Source organism: Alteromonas sp. ABV2_168, from assembly GCF_056161165.1.
In genome coordinates this window covers 1-15,303 of record NZ_JBSWYQ010000001.1, presented here as the reverse complement: position 1 = coordinate 15,303, position 15,303 = coordinate 1, and the positions used below count along the sequence as shown (strand labels likewise).

Here is a 15,303-nt window from a genome sequence, read left to right as displayed (position 1 = left end):
CGGAGCTGTTCGATCCACAAAAGCGGATCGCCTGTGGATAACTTTGTGATCAAAATAAAAAGAAGTTGGATCGGGCACACAGATCTGATACGGCAAAAAAATCCGTAGATCTTTATATATAAGGTTTTGCAGGAATTCGAAGAGATGTCATTACCTTGACGAATTCTTCCCTGATAGTGTGGATAACTTGGTGAATTAAGAATTTGTTGTTTAACCAAGTTGGTCAGTTAATGTAGCATACTGATAACAAACAGTGACAGCAGAGTTTGATAATTTTTGTATAGTTTTTGTTTGTTTTTTAATCGCAAATGGCATAACGCCTGCTGTGTCTGGCTTGCAGAGCAAAGGAGAGTGAAACGTGAAAAAAGTAGCAGTGATTTTAAGTGGAAGTGGTGTATTCGACGGCACTGAATTACATGAAGCAGTGATTACTTTATTGGCGATTCGCAGCAATGGCGCTGAATATCAATGTTTCGCACCGGATGTCATGCAAATGCATGTGGTAAATCATCTTACCGGTGAAGTGGCTGAAAACGAACAGCGTAATGTGCTGGTTGAATCTGCCCGTATCGCCAGAGGGGAAATTAAACCTGTTACCGAATGTCAGCCTGACAACTTTGACGCCATCATCTTGCCAGGTGGTTTTGGTGCGGCCAAGAATCTGTGTACATTTGCAGTTGATGGTGCAGACTGCTCTGTGAATGAAGATGTACTCACTGTATGCAGAGCATTTGCAGAGGCGGGCAAACCGGCCGGTTACGCTTGTATTGCTCCGGCACTGGCAGCAGCTGTTTATGGCAGTCAGCGTAAGGTGACCATTGGCAATGATGAAGGTGCTGCCGCAGGTATTAATGCACTGGGTGCTGTTCACGTTGACTGTGCAGTAGATGAGATTGTAATTGATACCGACGCCAAACTGGTAACCACGCCTGCTTATATGCTCGCCGGGGACATCCTTGAAGCAAAGGCGGGGATCGACAAAATGGTCGAAACTGTACTGGCAATGAATTAAAACCTCCCCGCAAGGCGGGGAGTATCGGCGAATGGGACTTTCCCTTTCGCCTTTGTCACCGCATAATGTCAGCTATTGGGGTAGTACACACAACCATGCCTGGCATGGGTAAAAAAACAATAAGGTTCAACGGCACATGCACTATCGTGCAATCGTAAGGATTCTCGGATTACTTGTTGCATTGTTCAGCGTGACAATGATCCCACCGGCACTGATATCGCTGATGTTCGAAGATGGAAGCGGCCTGCCTTTCATCATTGCATTCCTGCTTTGTGTGGGCACGGGCATGATGATGTGGTATCCGAACCGCTATCACCGCAAAGAACTGCGTGCGAAAGAAGGCTTTCTTATCGTAGTCCTGTTCTGGACAGTACTGGCAAGTTTCGGTGCGATTCCGTTTATCTTGCTTGAACAGCCCAGCATGACCGTGACCGACGCATTTTTTGAATCTTTTTCCGGTCTCACTACCACGGGCGCCACCGTGATAGAAGGTATAGAGTTTCTACCCCATTCAATTCAATTCTATCGTCAGCAATTACAGTGGCTGGGCGGTATGGGTATCATTGTACTGGCGGTGGCTATCCTGCCAATTCTGGGGGTCGGGGGCATGCAGTTGTACCGTGCAGAAACGCCGGGCCCTGTGAAAGATTCCAAGATGACACCCCGTATAGCCGATACTGCCAAGCATCTCTGGTATATTTATTTATCTCTAACCATTGCCTGCATGGTGGCTTACTGGCTGGCCGGTATGGACTGGTTTGATGCGATATGTCATTCCTTCGCCACCGTCGCGATAGGTGGTTTCTCGACCCATGATGCCAGCCTGGGCTATTTCGATAGTCCCATGGTGAATGTGATTTGTTCTGTCTTTCTGCTGATTGCGGCACTGAATTTCTCTTTGCATTACGCAGCAGTAAGTTCCCGTTCCCTGAAAGGGTATTTACGGGATCCGGAATTTAAGGCATTTCTGTTTATTCAGTTTACGCTGATCATGATTTGCTTTCTGGTGCTTACATTATCCGGCTATTACACCTCTGCAGAGGAAGCGCTGGATCAGGCTATGATTCAGGCGGTGTCTATCAGTACCACTGCCGGTTTTGCCACCACTGACTTCTCATCCTGGCCGGCGTTCCTGCCTATTTTGCTGATATTCTCCAGTTTTATCGGCGGCTGTGCGTCCTCAACAGGCGGTGGTCTGAAAGTCGTACGGGTACTGTTATTGTTCCTGCAGGGTAAACGTGAAGTTGACCGCCTCATTCATCCTAAAGCTGTCTATTCGGTAAAGCTGGGCGAAAGAGCGATGCCTGACAGGGTGGTAGAGGCTGTGTGGGGATTCTTTTCTGCTTATGCCATTGTGTTTGTGGTGATCATGATTGGTATGATTGCTACGGGTCTGGATAACATTTCTGCTTTTACGGCGACCGCTGCATCATTGAATAACCTCGGCCCAGGTCTGGGCAGCGTAGCGGGTACTTATTCAGAGGTGAGTGACGGTGGTAAATGGCTGCTGGTACTGGCAATGGTATTCGGACGGCTGGAAGTATTTTCACTGCTGGTACTGTTCTCACCTACGTTCTGGCGCAGCTGACGCAAACACACTGCGCGGAACGTGGTATCAGTAGATCACTAGTTATCAGCCGAAGAAGAATGCGCTTGGCTGGAACAGCTTCTCTACATCATTGATGTATTTCTTATCTACCAGAAAAAGAATCACGTGATCGTTGGCTTCTATCTTCGTATCACTGTGAGCAATGATTACCGTATCTTCCCTGACGACAGCTCCGATTGTTGTGCCGGGCGGTAATTTGATATTGCCGATTTCACGGCCCACCACTTTTGAAGTGTTTTCGTCACCGTGGGCAATGGCTTCTATGGCCTCTGCGGCACCACGGCGCAGAGAATATACGTTAACGATATCACCGCGTCGAATATGGGTAAGCAATGCGGAAATCGTAGCCTGCTGGGGTGAGAATGCAATATCAATTTCACCTCCCTGTACCAGGTCCACATAAGCACTGCGCTGGATAAGCACCATGGCCTTTTGTGCACCCATACGCTTAGCCAGCATCGCTGACATGATGTTTGCTTCATCATCGTTGGTGACAGCAATAAAGGCATCTACCTGATCGATACTCTCTTCATTCAGTAATTCAGGATCAGAGGCATCACCACAAAATACGATGGTTTTATCCAGATTCGCAGATAAATACTGTGCGCGTTCAGGGCTGAATTCAATCAGCTTCACGTTGTGTTTGTGCTCGAGACGTTTTGCCAGGCCAGCACCGATAAGACCGCCGCCGGCAATCATAATGCGTTTGTAGCTGGATTCCAGTTTCTGCAGTTCACTCATTACCGCACGGATATGTTTGGTGGCAGCAATGAAGAATACTTCATCATCAGCCTCTATTACCGTCGTGCCCAGCGGGCGGATTGGACGGCCGCGACGGTAAATTGCCGCAACACGGGTTTCCACGTTGGGCATATGTTCTTTCAGGGCTGATAAGGCGTGTCCAACCAGCAGACCGCCATAGTAGGCTTTAACCGCAACAAGGCTCGCTTTACCTTCGGCAAATTCCACAACCTGAAGCGCACCGGGATAATCAATAAGACGTTTAATTGCAGTGGTTACCAACTGCTCAGGCGCAATGATGTGATCCACAGGAATGTTATTTTCCTGGTACAACTGTTCCTGATAAATGATGTATTGCTCACTGCGAACGCGGGCAATTTTAGTCGGGGTTTTAAACAGACTGTATGCAACCTGACAGGCAAGCATGTTACTTTCATCGCTATTTGTAACAGCGATCAGCATATCGGCGTCTTCAGCGCCGGCTTTTTTGAGAATATCAGGGTGGGAACCCACGCCTTCGACTACCTGAAGATCAAGGCGGTCCTGAAGGGCTCGCAGTATAGAGGGATCTGAATCAATTACTGTGATCTCGTTCTTTTCACCAACCAGGTTTTCTGCCAGAGTACCGCCAACCTGTCCCGCGCCAAGAATGATGATTTTCATTGATGTAATTCAGACTCTTACTAGTTTAATGAGAAGACTTTATCAGTCTCGCGTAATAGAAACCATCCATTTGTTCCTCACCGGTTGCTATCTGCCGGCCCGGGAAATCTCTGCTTTCACCCTCACAAAGCTCAGACAATTCAGCATCTGTAGTACGTGCCAGGAATTGCTTTATTTGTTCACGGTTCTCTTCAGGCAGAATGGAACAGGTGGCGTACAGCAAGGTGCCACCCGGCTTCAACAATGACCACATAACATCGAGAATTTCCGACTGCAATGCACCAAGTGCTGCAATATCAGCCGGCTTTCTCAGCCAGCGAATGTCAGGATGACGACGGATAACGCCGGTTGCAGAGCAGGGCGCATCCAGCAGAATGCGATCGAATAATTTCCCGTCCCACCATTGATCGGGACGCAATGCATCACCGGTTTTAATTTCAGGATGATGCTTTAACCGCGTCATATTCTCTTTAACCCGCTCAAGGCGTATTGCATCGCTGTCGATCGCAATACAGCGGGTCAGTTCAGGCTGAACTTCAAACAGATGACCGGTTTTGCCGCCCGGAGCAGCACAACAATCCAGTATGGTTTCACCGGGTTGCGGGTCCAGGTAAGGTGCGGCAAGCTGAGCTGCGCCATCTTGCACCGCAAACCAGCCTTTGTCGTAACCCGGCAGTGCAGTAATGTCGCTGCGGGTGATAAGTCTTACCGCCTGAGGGTGGGAAGCCACTGTTTCAAACGGGATGTTCATTTCAGTCAGGGCATCACAAAAGGTTTCACGTGAAACCTGGCACGTATTCACCCTTAACCAGATAGGCGCCTGATCATTGGTTTGTTCAATAATGCGGTCGGCCACCTGTGGGTAAGCATCCTGAATGCGTTTAAATAGCCATTTGGGTAATCCGCTTGCAATAATGGGATCGTCTACCGGCTTATCTGCCAGCCCCTGACGTTCGAAGTTACGCAGGATAGCGTTAACCAGTCCCTTTAAAGACATACCACCCAAATAAGAAGCAGCATTCACTGTTTCGCTTACTGCTGCGTGAGATGATACCCGGCTGAAAGCCAGTTGATAGAGACCAAGCAGCATCAGGTGCTCCAGGATCTTCTTATTCCCTTTCAGAGGCTTATCGAGTAATCCCCGCAACCAGAATTGGAGAACTGGTAGTTGACGCATGACACCCAGCGACATTTCCTGAATCCAGGCGTTATCCTTTCCGTGATGCCGGCGTTGTACTTTAGCAAGACATTCTCTGCTGGATTTGCCGTTTTCCAGGATCTGAAAAATTACCCAGGCAGTATCGGCGCGTAAATTCTTTTGTCTTGGAAGGGGAACCGGCTGAACCGAAGCCATTATGCTTCTCCGCCAACCAGTTTACCGGCCACAAACCATTGCTGCCGTGCATTCACAACATCGCCTGCCGGCAACGCTTTTTTGCCGGGGATTTGTAGTTGGGTGATGATTAAATCTTTCGTGGCAGTGGCAATAACGATACCGTGTTTACTGGCACTTACCACTGTGCCCGGTTGTTGTGTTGACGTATTGTCGCTCACATGTGCAGACCATACTTTCACGTTATCCTTGCCGATTTGCATCCACGCCACCGGCCAGGGATTAAACGCACGGATGTTTCTTTCAATTTGCTCTGCGCTGTCCTGCCAGTCGATAAGAGCCTCTTCTTTACTGAGCTTCTTCGCGTAGGAGGCCAGATTATCATCCTGCTTTTCTGCTTTTGCAGTATAGCTTTCCAAATCGTTCAGCACGTTAACCAGAGCCTCAGGCCCCAGCTTCGCAAGCTTATCGTAGAGCGTGGCACTGGTATCTTCCGGTTCAACAGGCAGCCTGGCAATATGCAACATATCGCCGGTATCTAAGCCAACATCCATTTGCATAATGGTCACGCCGGTTTCTTCATCGCCTGCCCACAAAGAGCGTTGAATAGGTGCCGCTCCGCGCCATTTCGGTAAAATAGAGCCATGTACGTTTATGCAGCCTGAGCGGGGCATATCCAGAACAGCCTGCGGCAGTAACAAACCATAAGCCACTACTACCATCACATCAGCGTTCAACTGATTCAGCGTTTCCTGAGCTTCCCGTGCTTTTAAAGAAGCAGGCTGATAAACATCGATGCCATTTTCTTCAGCTAATACTTTTACAGGGCTGGGCGTCAGCTTTTTGCCCCGTCCGGCAGGACGGTCAGGTTGCGTATAAACAGCAATAACCTCATGCTCAGAACCGAGCAGGGCGCGTAAATGGTCGGCAGCAAAATCCGGCGTACCGGCAAAAATGATTCGTAGTGGTGTGGTCACAAATAGTCCTAGGCCTTAGCAGCCAGTCTTGCTTCTTTTTCTAACTTCTTCCGGATACGCTGGCGTTTCAGCGGTGACAGGTAATCAATAAATAATTTACCTTTCAGATGATCCAGTTCGTGCTGAATACAGATAGCCAGCAGACCGTCAGCTTCAAGCTCAAAAGGATTCCCTTCACCGTCCAGTGCTTTAACAGTCACCCGTTCTGCACGGTCTACTTTGGCGTAATTACCGGGTACCGATAAACAGCCTTCCTCACTGATGGTGGAACCATCTTTCGCTGTGATTTCAGGGTTCACGAATACTCTGGGCGTATCCTGATTTTCAGATACATCCATCACTACAACCTGTACATGTCTGTCTACCTGCGTGGCGGCAAGGCCGATGCCTTTCTCATCGCGCATGGTTTCGAACATGTCCGAGATCAGTTGCTTAATTTCTTCATCTACTGACTCAACGGGCTTCGCTACGGTACGTAGGCGTTCGTCAGGAAAACTTAATACGTCTAAAATTGCCATCTGTCGTTCTGCTTCGCTTGCGTGTATGAATTAATATACGATCCAATAGCCAGCGCTATTTACACATTGGTTTCTGATACTATTCTATCGTATAACGGTAACTGCCGTGCAGTTTTTTGCTGGAAATAGCGGATACATGGCCGATATAGAGTCAATGTCGAAAATTTCAACAGGAGTGGTTGGAGCAAACATGACAACCGGATTGATTAAAAAGCGCTTTGCCGCTGCCCTGACCGCAGTGACAGTGATCTTAAGCTGCCTTACAGGGTTAGCTCAGGCAGTCACGTTAAAAGAAGATGCCCCGCAAACCTATACAGTGAAACGCAATGATACGTTATGGGATATTGCCAGCCTGTTTCTGGACAAGCCCTGGCTATGGCCGGAGCTGTGGCGTAACAATACTCAAATTATCAATCCTCATTTGATTTACCCCGGCGACGTTCTTGTAATACGTATTGTCGACGGTCAGCCGGTACTGGTAGTTCAGCGGGATAAAAAACACATCACCCTCGGACCGTCCCTGCGTAAACAAAATAAGCCTGACCCCATCAGTATGTTGCCCTGGTCCGTTATTGCTCCTTACATCAATCAAAATGAATTACTTGATGAAGAGGTCTATGAAAAGCTGCCCCATATTCTCGGTAATCAAACCGGCGATATCCGTTTTGTTACCGACGATTTAGTGATCAGCCGGAGTTACGGCCGATCTTCAGATCAGTATCGTGTAGTCCGCAGACAATCTACTATTGAAAACCTGGACGGAGAGATCCTCGGGATTCAGGTTCATCATGTTGCTGATGCCAATATGATTGACGATACCGTGCCGTTCCAGTGGCTGGTCAAAGTCACCAAATCAAACTTTGAAGCAGCCCGTGGCGACCGGCTGTATGACGGAGATTTCACAGACCGGCAGGATCTCGTGCTGCAGGCTGCAACGCCTGAACAGCGGGGTTTTGTGGTAGGAAACCTTCATCAGCATCAGTTGCTGGGTAAAGACGATGTGGTCATTGTGGATTTAGGTTCTGAGCAAGTGTCTCCCGGCACTGTGATGGGACTTTATTCTCAGGGGCCAGATATTATTGACGGTGAATTACCCAAATACGCTGGCGAAAATAATGCCATGTACAGCGTGTTTAACGATGGCAGCACGGTGCATCAGCCGGCCATTAAAATCGGCGAAATCGTCATTTTCAAAACATTTGATAAAGCCAGCTACGGCATCATTACCCGTGCCAGAGAACTGGTGAAGACGGGCGCTATTGTCGCTAATCCTTAACCGGGATAACCCATACCGTAGCTGAGGGGCTGCGGTATGCGGAAAAATCATCAAAACACTTCAATACATTCCTGGCTGACACTGGCTTCAGTGCCGGCCATGACTACAGCGAAATGGAATGCGCTACTCAATAAATACAGCATTTCAGCCCGGGCCTTTCTCCATTCCGATGAGTGGATGACAAATCCTGACCATCCTCTTACTTCTGAACAGCTGGCACAGATTCGCCAGTTACGGACATCTGCAAATGACAAGCTTCATGAACAGGCTTATCGCTGGCTGGACAGAGACCCGGCGAATCAGATCATTACCCGGGACATGCCGGACTGGCCATCAGGGTTCAGTAGTCTGACATCACCACCATTACTCTTGTTTGCCAGAGGGAATACTTCACGTCTTGGCGATCCGCAGATTGCGGTTGTCGGCAGCAGAATGGCTACCCGGGCAGGTCTTTCAAATGCTGCATTATTTGCCTCACAGCTGGCCGCTGCCGGCGTCACTGTGACCAGCGGCCTTGCCAGCGGAATTGATGCCGCAGCCCATAAGGCTGCCAATGCCATAGAGGGCAGAACGGTAGCCTTTCTGGGAAGCGGGCCGGATGTTATCTATCCCCGCCGGAACATTCATCTGGCAGAGGAAATCGTCAGTCATAATGGATTGCTCGTGTCTGAGTTTTCACCCGGCACACCACCGAAGCGTCATCACTTTCCTGGCAGAAACCGCTTAATCGCTGCCATTTCAGCCGGTACGCTGGTGGTCGAAGCAACAATAAAGAGTGGTACCTTGATAACTGCCAATCTGGCCGCAGATCTGGGACGCGAAGTGTTCGCTGTGCCGGGCAATATCGCAAATGTGCAGACAGAAGGTTGTCATGCACTTATTCAGCAAGGTGCTAAACTTGTGGTAACTGCAGACCACATCCTGGAGGAATTTAACCATCTTGCCAGATCGCCCGTTGCTGCCGCAGCTGAGCAACAACAAAAAAGTGAAGATCAAAACTTGGCAACCGATAAATTATTAGATAGTGTGGACTTTGATGTAACTGGCGTTGACATCATTGCCGAACGCAGCGCACTGCCTGTATCAGCGGTTATGGCGGCATTATTAGAATATGAACTGCGTGGTCTCGTAACCCCCGTTCCCGGTGGTTACGTCAAATTGAGGGGGAAATAAACCATGTTCGACATCCTCATGTATCTGTTTGAGAACTTCATTCATAGCGAAACGGAAATCCGCGTCGATCAGGACGAACTGACGGATGAGTTAATACGCGCTGGCTTTCATCATGATGAAATCTATAAGGCGTTAGCATGGCTGGAGAAACTGGCTGCGCTCCAGGAAACGGATAATAAGCCGTATTTCTGTCAGCGTATATCATCTGGCGTCAGCCGCATTTATACCCAGGAAGAGCAAATGCGTCTGGATGTGGAGTGCCAGGGATTCCTGCTGTTTTTAGAGCAGGTTGGTGTACTCGACGCTTCTACACGTGAAATGGTTATCGACAGAGTGATGGAAATAGACTCTCCTGAGTTCTGTCTTGAAGATTTAAAATGGGTCGTGTTGATGGTGTTATTCAACGTGCCCGGTAAAGAGAATGCGTATGCACAGATGGAAGATCTTCTGTTTGAAGAATCTGATGGTACGCTGCATTAATCAGGAGTAGTACCGGCATGGTCCCCGGGATGCCTCCTGAATTTGTGCTCTAAGGTATCAGGGGTTCATGTCAAAAATAGATCATTCCTTATTCAGTGCTCATGAGCATGCGCTTGAGCACGCCTTCGGTGACTGCCCGGAATGCGGCAGTCATCTTCAAATCCGAAATAGCAAGAGTGGCCCTTTCCTTGGATGTACGGCTTATCCCGAATGTCATTTCAGTAAGCCGTTACACGATCAACAAACCACAACGTTAAAAGAAATCGCCGGCACGATGTGTCCCGACTGCGGTAGTACGATGGCCATTAAAAAAGGTCGCTACGGTATGTTTATTGGCTGTACAAATTTTCCTGAATGTCATCATATTGAGCCGGTAAAACAGCAGGAGGACACGCAGATCATTTGTCCCCAATGTAATACCGGACACATCATTGAGCGCACAAATAAATACGGAAAGCGCTTTTATGCGTGCAATCATTATCCTCAATGCAAGTATGTGGTAAATTTCCCGCCCGTTCCGGGTAGCTGTCCAGATTGTGGCTGGGGCCTTTTGATCAATAAAAAAGGCAAAGTGTGCTGCCCGCAAGTTAAATGCGATTATCAGGCAGAGCCCGAAAATGAGTAATGAACAACAGATTGACCCTGTAAAAGAAGCGTTTGAACAGGGAGCGTTAATTGTTTATCCCACCGAAGCGGTAATGGGGATAGGGTGCGACCCTGATAATGAGCTGGCGGTTCACAAACTATTACAACTGAAGCAACGTCCGGTTGAAAAAGGCATGATCCTTATTGCTGATACCTATTCCCGTTTGCTGCCTTACGTTAATGACAATGCTGTTCCTCCTGATCGCAGAGCGCAAATTTTCTCATCATGGCCCGGGCCGAATACCTGGCTTTTGCCGAAGTCCAAAACAGCGCCCGGTTGGATCACAGGTTCTCACGAAAAAATAGCAGTTCGGGTGACAACACATCCGGTAGTGAAAGCATTGTGTGAAAAGCTGGGCAAGCCTCTGGTTTCTACCAGCGCCAATCCTTCCGGTGAAGAACCTGCAAGAACACAGGGTGAAGCAAGAGCATACTTTGCAGACAGTGTTATCTACATTGACGGCGATGTGGGCGGACTGGACAGGCCCAGTACAATCCGGGATTGCGATTCCGGCCGGGTGATCAGAGATTAAATAATGCAAACAATGAATATTGAAGACACAAACAAGGCGATAGAAAAAGTTAAAGCTTTCCTGCTGGCCTTGCAGGATAACATCTGTCAGACACTGGAGCTGGTTGATGGCAAAGGTCAGTTCGTAGAAGACAGCTGGGAAAGAGAACTGGGGGGCGGTGGCCGCTCAAGAGTGCTTAAAAACGGCGCGGTGATAGAGCAGGGCGGTGTCAATTTCAGTCACGTGTTCGGCGGAGCCATGCCGGCTTCAGCAACTGCATCACGTCCTGAGCTGGCCGGCAGAAGTTTTCAGGCAATGGGGGTGTCTCTGGTTATTCATCCCCACAACCCCTATGTACCCACCTCTCATGCCAATGTGCGTTTTTTTATTGCTGAAAAGCCGGGAGAAACACCCATCTGGTGGTTTGGAGGTGGCTTTGACCTCACGCCGTTCTATCCCTTTAAAGAAGATGTTCAGCACTGGCACGACACCGCTAAAAAGTGCTGTGCTCCTTTTGGTGATGATATTTATGCCAGATATAAGAAATGGTGTGATGACTATTTTTATCTGAAACATCGTGACGAAACCCGTGGCGTTGGCGGTCTCTTTTTTGATGACCTGAATGAATGGGGATTTGATAAAAGCTTCGAATTTATGCAGTCAGTAGGTAATGGCTATCTGGACGCATATGTTCCGGTCGTTGAACGCCGTAAAGGCATGTCTTACTCAGAACGTGAACGCCAATTTCAGCTTTATCGTCGCGGACGTTATGTCGAGTTCAATCTGGTGTATGACCGTGGCACGTTATTCGGGTTACAAACCGGCGGCCGTACAGAGTCCATTCTGATGTCCATGCCGCCCCTTGCCCGCTGGGAATATGGCTTCGAAGCGCCCGCAGGCAGCGCTGAAGCGAAGCTGGCTAACTGGCTGAAACCCACAGACTGGTAAGCTCTGCTTATCCTGACTATTGATTCAGATCAATGGTCAGGAAGCTGATTTTAAAACCATTTTTTTCTGTTGTTCCAGATCAACATTTTGATTCTCCTGAGGCGTACAGTACGCACATCAACGTTAAACACACGAGAGAATCGAAATGAAAACAACCACTCTGGCTACTGTTATCCTCGCAGCCCTCATTGCTGCTCCTGCCGCTCAAGCATATGAAAAAGGCGACTGGGTTGTACGTGGCGGTCTTACAACGGTTGCACCTGACGACGAAACATCCACCATTATTGCCGGTGGTGCAGATTTAGGCGTAGATTTGTCGGTTGATAACGATACCCAACTGGGTCTGAATGTTGCGTATTTCATAACCGACAATATCAATATCGAATTACTCGCAGCGACACCATTCAGCCATGACGTCAGTTTTGGTGTGTCTGACCCGCTGGGCACAGGTGATAAGCTGGGAGAAGTGACACACTTACCCCCTACATTAACCGTTAATTACTACTTCAATGATCCCGCGGCAGTGTTCCAGCCTTATATCGGTGCGGGTCTGAACTATACATTCATTTATGACGAGGAATTCACTTCAGCTAACGGGGATGCAGGACTGACAGATTTAGATCTGGATAACTCCTTTGGTGTTTCTGCACAAATCGGTGCGGATTACATGCTGAATAACGACTGGCACATTAATGCGTCGGTAAGGTGGATTGATATTGATACCGAAGCCACCTTCAATGTGGGTGAAGCTCAGGGAAGCGTAAACGATATTCAGATTGATCCCTGGGTTTACACTATTTCTGTAGGTTACACATTCTGAGCATCTGACATTTAGTTTCCATGCGTTTTTCGCACTTGCCTTTTGCCCTCCTTATCCGGAGGGCTTTTTTATTGTTCCGTATTAATCATATGTTCTGCGAGTTGATCCAGTGCTTCCAGTAACTTCTCTGCAAGAGCAATGTCGTGAACCGATTGCAACATTGCCTTTCGCATGCAATACATCCATTGACGCTTCAGTGCAGGTGTCACAGCAAAACCAAGGTGTCTGGCACGCAAGCGGGGATGACCAAATTGCTTTTCAAACTCATTGGGACCGCCAAGCCACATGGTTAAATAAAGAAAAAAGACATGTCTTATTCTGTCAATTGGTTGCGGATGTATTGCAAGTAACTCTTCAGCCATAGGATCTTGTTCCATGATGTCATAGAATCGGTTGGCAATAAGTTTTACCGTTTCTTCTCCCCCGATTGCTTCATAGGGTGTGGAGGGGGTTGTGTCTGAAGACGTTTTCTTTGATTTGTTTAATAAGCTAAAGAGACCCATGAAAAAATTCGCTGTATTTGGAAACCCGATTTCTCAGAGTTTATCACCTGCAATTCATCATATGTTTGCTGATTTAACCGGGGAGACCATTCAATATGAAAAGATTGAAGCGCCCATTGAAGGTTTCGAAGATACAGTTACGAATTTTTTTGCTGATGAGCGGGCTTTGGGATGTAATGTTACAGTCCCGTTCAAGGAAAGAGCGTTCAAATTAAGTGAAGCAAATTGTAATGAAGAGGCGGCAACCGCAAAAGCCGTTAATACCCTGCATAAAGTAGACGGCTGCCTGAATGGTTATACGACTGACGGCATGGGACTGGTTGCGGACTTACTCAGTACAATAGGAACTTTAAGCGGAAAGCGTATTTTACTTATTGGTGCCGGTGGCGCTACCCGCGGTGTAGCAGGGCCATTATTGAGAGAAAATCCGGAATCATTATTTATTGCTAACCGTACTTTTGCCAAAGCACAGGCGATTGTGTCAGATATAGCAAACCCTAAGTTTGAAGCGATAACGGCTGACGAGCTCGTCAGCGTTGAAGCCCATATTATTATTAATTGCACGTCAGCGAGTTTGACGGGCGATCTGCCAGTTGTGTCCGACAGTATGTTCGGTAAATGCGAGTTGGCTTACGACATGGTATACAGTAGTCAGCCAACACGCTTTATGCAGTATGCTGCTGAGAAAGGGGCTGCAGGAACCAAAGACGGATTTGGTATGCTGGTGGAACAGGCAGCTGCAGCATTCACCATCTGGACAGGTAAAAGGCCGGAGACTGCCGGTGTTATTCAGAAACTTCGTCCTTAAACGGTAGTTCAGATTCAGCCTTGTGTAAGGTATTCATCTTTCAGCCGGACATAGTTGTCTGCCGAAATCTTAAGAAAGGCCTGTTCACTCTCTTTGAGCGGGCGCTTTTTCACAATTGGATTGCCTACATATAAGTAGCCACTCTCAAGGCGCTTGTTTGGCGGGACTAATGTACCTGCTCCGATAAACACATTATCTTCTACAACAGCACCATCCATCACAATGGCACCCATACCGACGAGTATACGGTTGCCCAGTGTGCATCCGTGAAGCATGCATTTATGTCCTATCGTTACATCATCACCAATAATTAGTGGGTTACCTTCAGGATTACCGGCAGATTTCCTGGTGACGTGAAGCACTGAACCGTCCTGAACATTTGTGCGGTCGCCTATCTTTATATAATTAACATCGCCTCTGGCTGCAACCAGTGGCCATATACTTGAATCTGATCCTATAGCGATATCTCCGACAAGCACGCTTGAGTCATCGATATAACAGTTATCAGCAATAGAAGGGGAAACAGAATTGTACTTTCTGACAGGCATAGTAAAGCTCTCATAATCAATAATAACGGTACTATACCCGTGTGATCGCTCGCTTTATAGGCGTGAAAGTATAAGAAATAAGCGTTCAGATGAATTGTTTCAGTTTTTTGAAAATAACCGTTGACGTGCGAACTGAACTCCCTATAATGCGCACCACTTCGACGGGGAACGTCACTGACAGACACCGCGAAGTGCTTATAGAATAAGGCTTAGGGCTAAATTCAATAAGCAGTTTTCAGAAGCAACTATTCGAAATTAAATTCAAAAAGTTGTTGACACTGAAAACGAAACGCGTAGAATACGCGTCCCGCTTCAGGGAGAAACATTGAAGCAGCTGAGAAAATTCTTAGCATTGTTCTTTAAAAATTTATAACAAGACAATCTGTGTGGGCACTCGTTAAGAGTGTCAACCGACGATTCATAAAAGTTTTTCGATATATTTAATTGAAGAGTTTGATCATGGCTCAGATTGAACGCTGGCGGCAGGCCTAACACATGCAAGTCGAACGGTAACAGGAATAGCTTGCTATTTGCTGACGAGTGGCGGACGGGTGAGTAATGCTTGGGAACTTGCCTTTGGGAGGGGGATAACAGTTGGAAACGACTGCTAATACCGCATAACGTCTACGGACCAAAGGGGGCTTAGGCTCCTACCTGAAGAGAGGCCCAAGTGAGATTAGCTAGTTGGTGAGGTAAAGGCTCACCAAGGCGACGATCTCTAGCTGTTCTGAGAGGAA

The 15,303-nt window shown here is 47.8% G+C and carries 16 protein-coding genes and 1 rRNA gene; 11 read left to right on the top strand and 6 right to left on the bottom strand.

Annotation, left to right across the window (positions count from 1 at the left end; all coding sequences use genetic code 11):
• The first annotated feature begins 358 nt into the window (after nt 1–358).
• Both elbB and ACXAH4_RS00080 read left to right on the top strand, forming a co-directional pair.
• Nucleotides 359–1,012, top strand: a complete 654-nt coding sequence (gene elbB / locus ACXAH4_RS00085; RefSeq protein WP_349591021.1) for an isoprenoid biosynthesis glyoxalase ElbB — start codon at nt 359–361, stop codon at nt 1,010–1,012.
• 136 nt (nt 1,013–1,148) lie between these two features.
• Nucleotides 1,149–2,600 (top strand): TrkH family potassium uptake protein, encoded by a 1,452-nt coding sequence (locus tag ACXAH4_RS00080; protein ID WP_119499438.1) that lies wholly within the window; start codon nt 1,149–1,151, stop codon nt 2,598–2,600.
• Nucleotides 2,601–2,645: 45 nt separating this feature from the next.
• On the opposite strand, the gene trkA is transcribed toward ACXAH4_RS00080, so the two are convergent.
• From trkA to def, 4 genes are read right to left on the bottom strand one after another with little or no spacing between them, the layout of a single operon-like run.
• Nucleotides 2,646–4,025 carry a Trk system potassium transporter TrkA gene (trkA, locus tag ACXAH4_RS00075; RefSeq protein ID WP_474848778.1) on the bottom strand — a complete coding sequence of 460 codons (1,380 nt, stop codon included), beginning with the start codon at nt 4,023–4,025 and terminating at the stop codon, nt 2,646–2,648.
• 25 nt (nt 4,026–4,050) lie between these two features.
• Nucleotides 4,051–5,379, bottom strand: coding sequence for a 16S rRNA (cytosine(967)-C(5))-methyltransferase RsmB (gene rsmB, locus ACXAH4_RS00070; RefSeq protein WP_474880245.1), 1,329 nt, complete (start codon nt 5,377–5,379; stop codon nt 4,051–4,053).
• Nucleotides 5,379–6,335, bottom strand: a complete 957-nt coding sequence (gene fmt, locus ACXAH4_RS00065; protein WP_474880243.1) for a methionyl-tRNA formyltransferase — start codon at nt 6,333–6,335, stop codon at nt 5,379–5,381. The genes rsmB and fmt overlap by 1 nt, the downstream gene beginning before the upstream one ends.
• Before the next feature lie 8 nt (nt 6,336–6,343).
• Nucleotides 6,344–6,853 carry a peptide deformylase gene (def, locus tag ACXAH4_RS00060; RefSeq protein WP_119499442.1) on the bottom strand — a complete coding sequence of 170 codons (510 nt, stop codon included), beginning with the start codon at nt 6,851–6,853 and terminating at the stop codon, nt 6,344–6,346.
• A 106-nt stretch (nt 6,854–6,959) separates the two neighbouring features.
• Between def and ACXAH4_RS00055 the strand changes: the two genes are divergently transcribed.
• From ACXAH4_RS00055 to ACXAH4_RS00025, 7 genes are all read left to right on the top strand, one after another.
• Nucleotides 6,960–8,129 (top strand): LysM peptidoglycan-binding domain-containing protein, encoded by a 1,170-nt coding sequence (locus ACXAH4_RS00055; protein ID WP_474880241.1) that lies wholly within the window; start codon nt 6,960–6,962, stop codon nt 8,127–8,129.
• Nucleotides 8,130–8,165: 36 nt separating this feature from the next.
• Nucleotides 8,166–9,302, top strand: a complete 1,137-nt coding sequence (gene dprA / locus ACXAH4_RS00050) for a DNA-processing protein DprA (RefSeq protein WP_474848786.1) — start codon at nt 8,166–8,168, stop codon at nt 9,300–9,302.
• A 3-nt stretch (nt 9,303–9,305) separates the two neighbouring features.
• On the top strand, nt 9,306–9,782 hold the full coding sequence (locus tag ACXAH4_RS00045) for a DUF494 family protein (protein ID WP_119499443.1): 477 nt from the start codon (nt 9,306–9,308) through the stop codon (nt 9,780–9,782).
• Nucleotides 9,783–9,849: 67 nt separating this feature from the next.
• Nucleotides 9,850–10,407 (top strand): DNA topoisomerase family protein, encoded by a 558-nt coding sequence (locus ACXAH4_RS00040; protein ID WP_474848788.1) that lies wholly within the window; start codon nt 9,850–9,852, stop codon nt 10,405–10,407.
• Entirely contained in the window at nt 10,400–10,960 is a 561-nt protein-coding gene (gene tsaC / locus ACXAH4_RS00035; protein ID WP_474842351.1) for an L-threonylcarbamoyladenylate synthase type 1 TsaC, read from the top strand. The genes ACXAH4_RS00040 and tsaC overlap by 8 nt, the downstream gene beginning before the upstream one ends.
• A 3-nt stretch (nt 10,961–10,963) precedes the next feature.
• Entirely contained in the window at nt 10,964–11,887 is a 924-nt protein-coding gene (gene hemF / locus ACXAH4_RS00030; RefSeq protein WP_232373448.1) for an oxygen-dependent coproporphyrinogen oxidase, read from the top strand.
• Nucleotides 11,888–12,032: 145 nt separating this feature from the next.
• Nucleotides 12,033–12,707, top strand: a complete 675-nt coding sequence (locus ACXAH4_RS00025) for an OmpW/AlkL family protein (RefSeq protein ID WP_474880238.1) — start codon at nt 12,033–12,035, stop codon at nt 12,705–12,707.
• 68 nt (nt 12,708–12,775) lie between these two features.
• On the opposite strand, the gene ACXAH4_RS00020 is transcribed toward ACXAH4_RS00025, so the two are convergent.
• The gene (locus ACXAH4_RS00020) at nt 12,776–13,210 is read right to left on the bottom strand and encodes a group II truncated hemoglobin (protein WP_474880236.1); all 435 of its coding nucleotides are present in this window, start codon (nt 13,208–13,210) and stop codon (nt 12,776–12,778) included.
• Between ACXAH4_RS00020 and aroE the strand changes: the two genes are divergently transcribed.
• Nucleotides 13,209–14,018 (top strand): shikimate dehydrogenase, encoded by an 810-nt coding sequence (gene aroE / locus ACXAH4_RS00015; protein ID WP_474848796.1) that lies wholly within the window; start codon nt 13,209–13,211, stop codon nt 14,016–14,018. The genes ACXAH4_RS00020 and aroE overlap by 2 nt on opposite strands.
• 14 nt (nt 14,019–14,032) lie before the next feature.
• On the opposite strand, the gene ACXAH4_RS00010 is transcribed toward aroE, so the two are convergent.
• A complete protein-coding gene (locus ACXAH4_RS00010; RefSeq protein WP_474880234.1) occupies nt 14,033–14,566 on the bottom strand; it encodes a gamma carbonic anhydrase family protein in 534 nt (177 codons plus the stop codon).
• Between the two features lie 441 nt (nt 14,567–15,007).
• On the opposite strand from ACXAH4_RS00010, the gene ACXAH4_RS00005 reads away from it, so the two are divergent.
• Nucleotides 15,008–15,303, top strand: a 16S ribosomal RNA gene (locus ACXAH4_RS00005); the annotation flags it as partial.

Excerpts from the sequence above, each read along its gene's own strand:
- ACXAH4_RS00020 (WP_474880236.1), bottom strand. The coding sequence starts at position 13,210 with ATGGGTCTCTTTAGCTTATTAAACAAATCAAAGAAAACGTCTTCAGAC.
- ACXAH4_RS00040 (WP_474848788.1), top strand. The coding sequence starts at position 9,850 with ATGTCAAAAATAGATCATTCCTTATTCAGTGCTCATGAGCATGCGCTT.
- hemF (WP_232373448.1), top strand. The coding sequence starts at position 10,964 with ATGCAAACAATGAATATTGAAGACACAAACAAGGCGATAGAAAAAGTT.
- ACXAH4_RS00010 (WP_474880234.1), bottom strand. The coding sequence starts at position 14,566 with ATGCCTGTCAGAAAGTACAATTCTGTTTCCCCTTCTATTGCTGATAAC.
- rsmB (WP_474880245.1), bottom strand. The coding sequence starts at position 5,379 with ATGGCTTCGGTTCAGCCGGTTCCCCTTCCAAGACAAAAGAATTTACGC.
- ACXAH4_RS00045 (WP_119499443.1), top strand. The coding sequence starts at position 9,306 with ATGTTCGACATCCTCATGTATCTGTTTGAGAACTTCATTCATAGCGAA.
- ACXAH4_RS00025 (WP_474880238.1), top strand. The coding sequence starts at position 12,033 with ATGAAAACAACCACTCTGGCTACTGTTATCCTCGCAGCCCTCATTGCT.
- ACXAH4_RS00080 (WP_119499438.1), top strand. The coding sequence starts at position 1,149 with ATGCACTATCGTGCAATCGTAAGGATTCTCGGATTACTTGTTGCATTG.
- trkA (WP_474848778.1), bottom strand. The coding sequence starts at position 4,025 with ATGAAAATCATCATTCTTGGCGCGGGACAGGTTGGCGGTACTCTGGCA.
- def (WP_119499442.1), bottom strand. The coding sequence starts at position 6,853 with ATGGCAATTTTAGACGTATTAAGTTTTCCTGACGAACGCCTACGTACC.
- dprA (WP_474848786.1), top strand. The coding sequence starts at position 8,166 with ATGCGGAAAAATCATCAAAACACTTCAATACATTCCTGGCTGACACTG.
- tsaC (WP_474842351.1), top strand. The coding sequence starts at position 10,400 with ATGAGTAATGAACAACAGATTGACCCTGTAAAAGAAGCGTTTGAACAG.
- aroE (WP_474848796.1), top strand. The coding sequence starts at position 13,209 with ATGAAAAAATTCGCTGTATTTGGAAACCCGATTTCTCAGAGTTTATCA.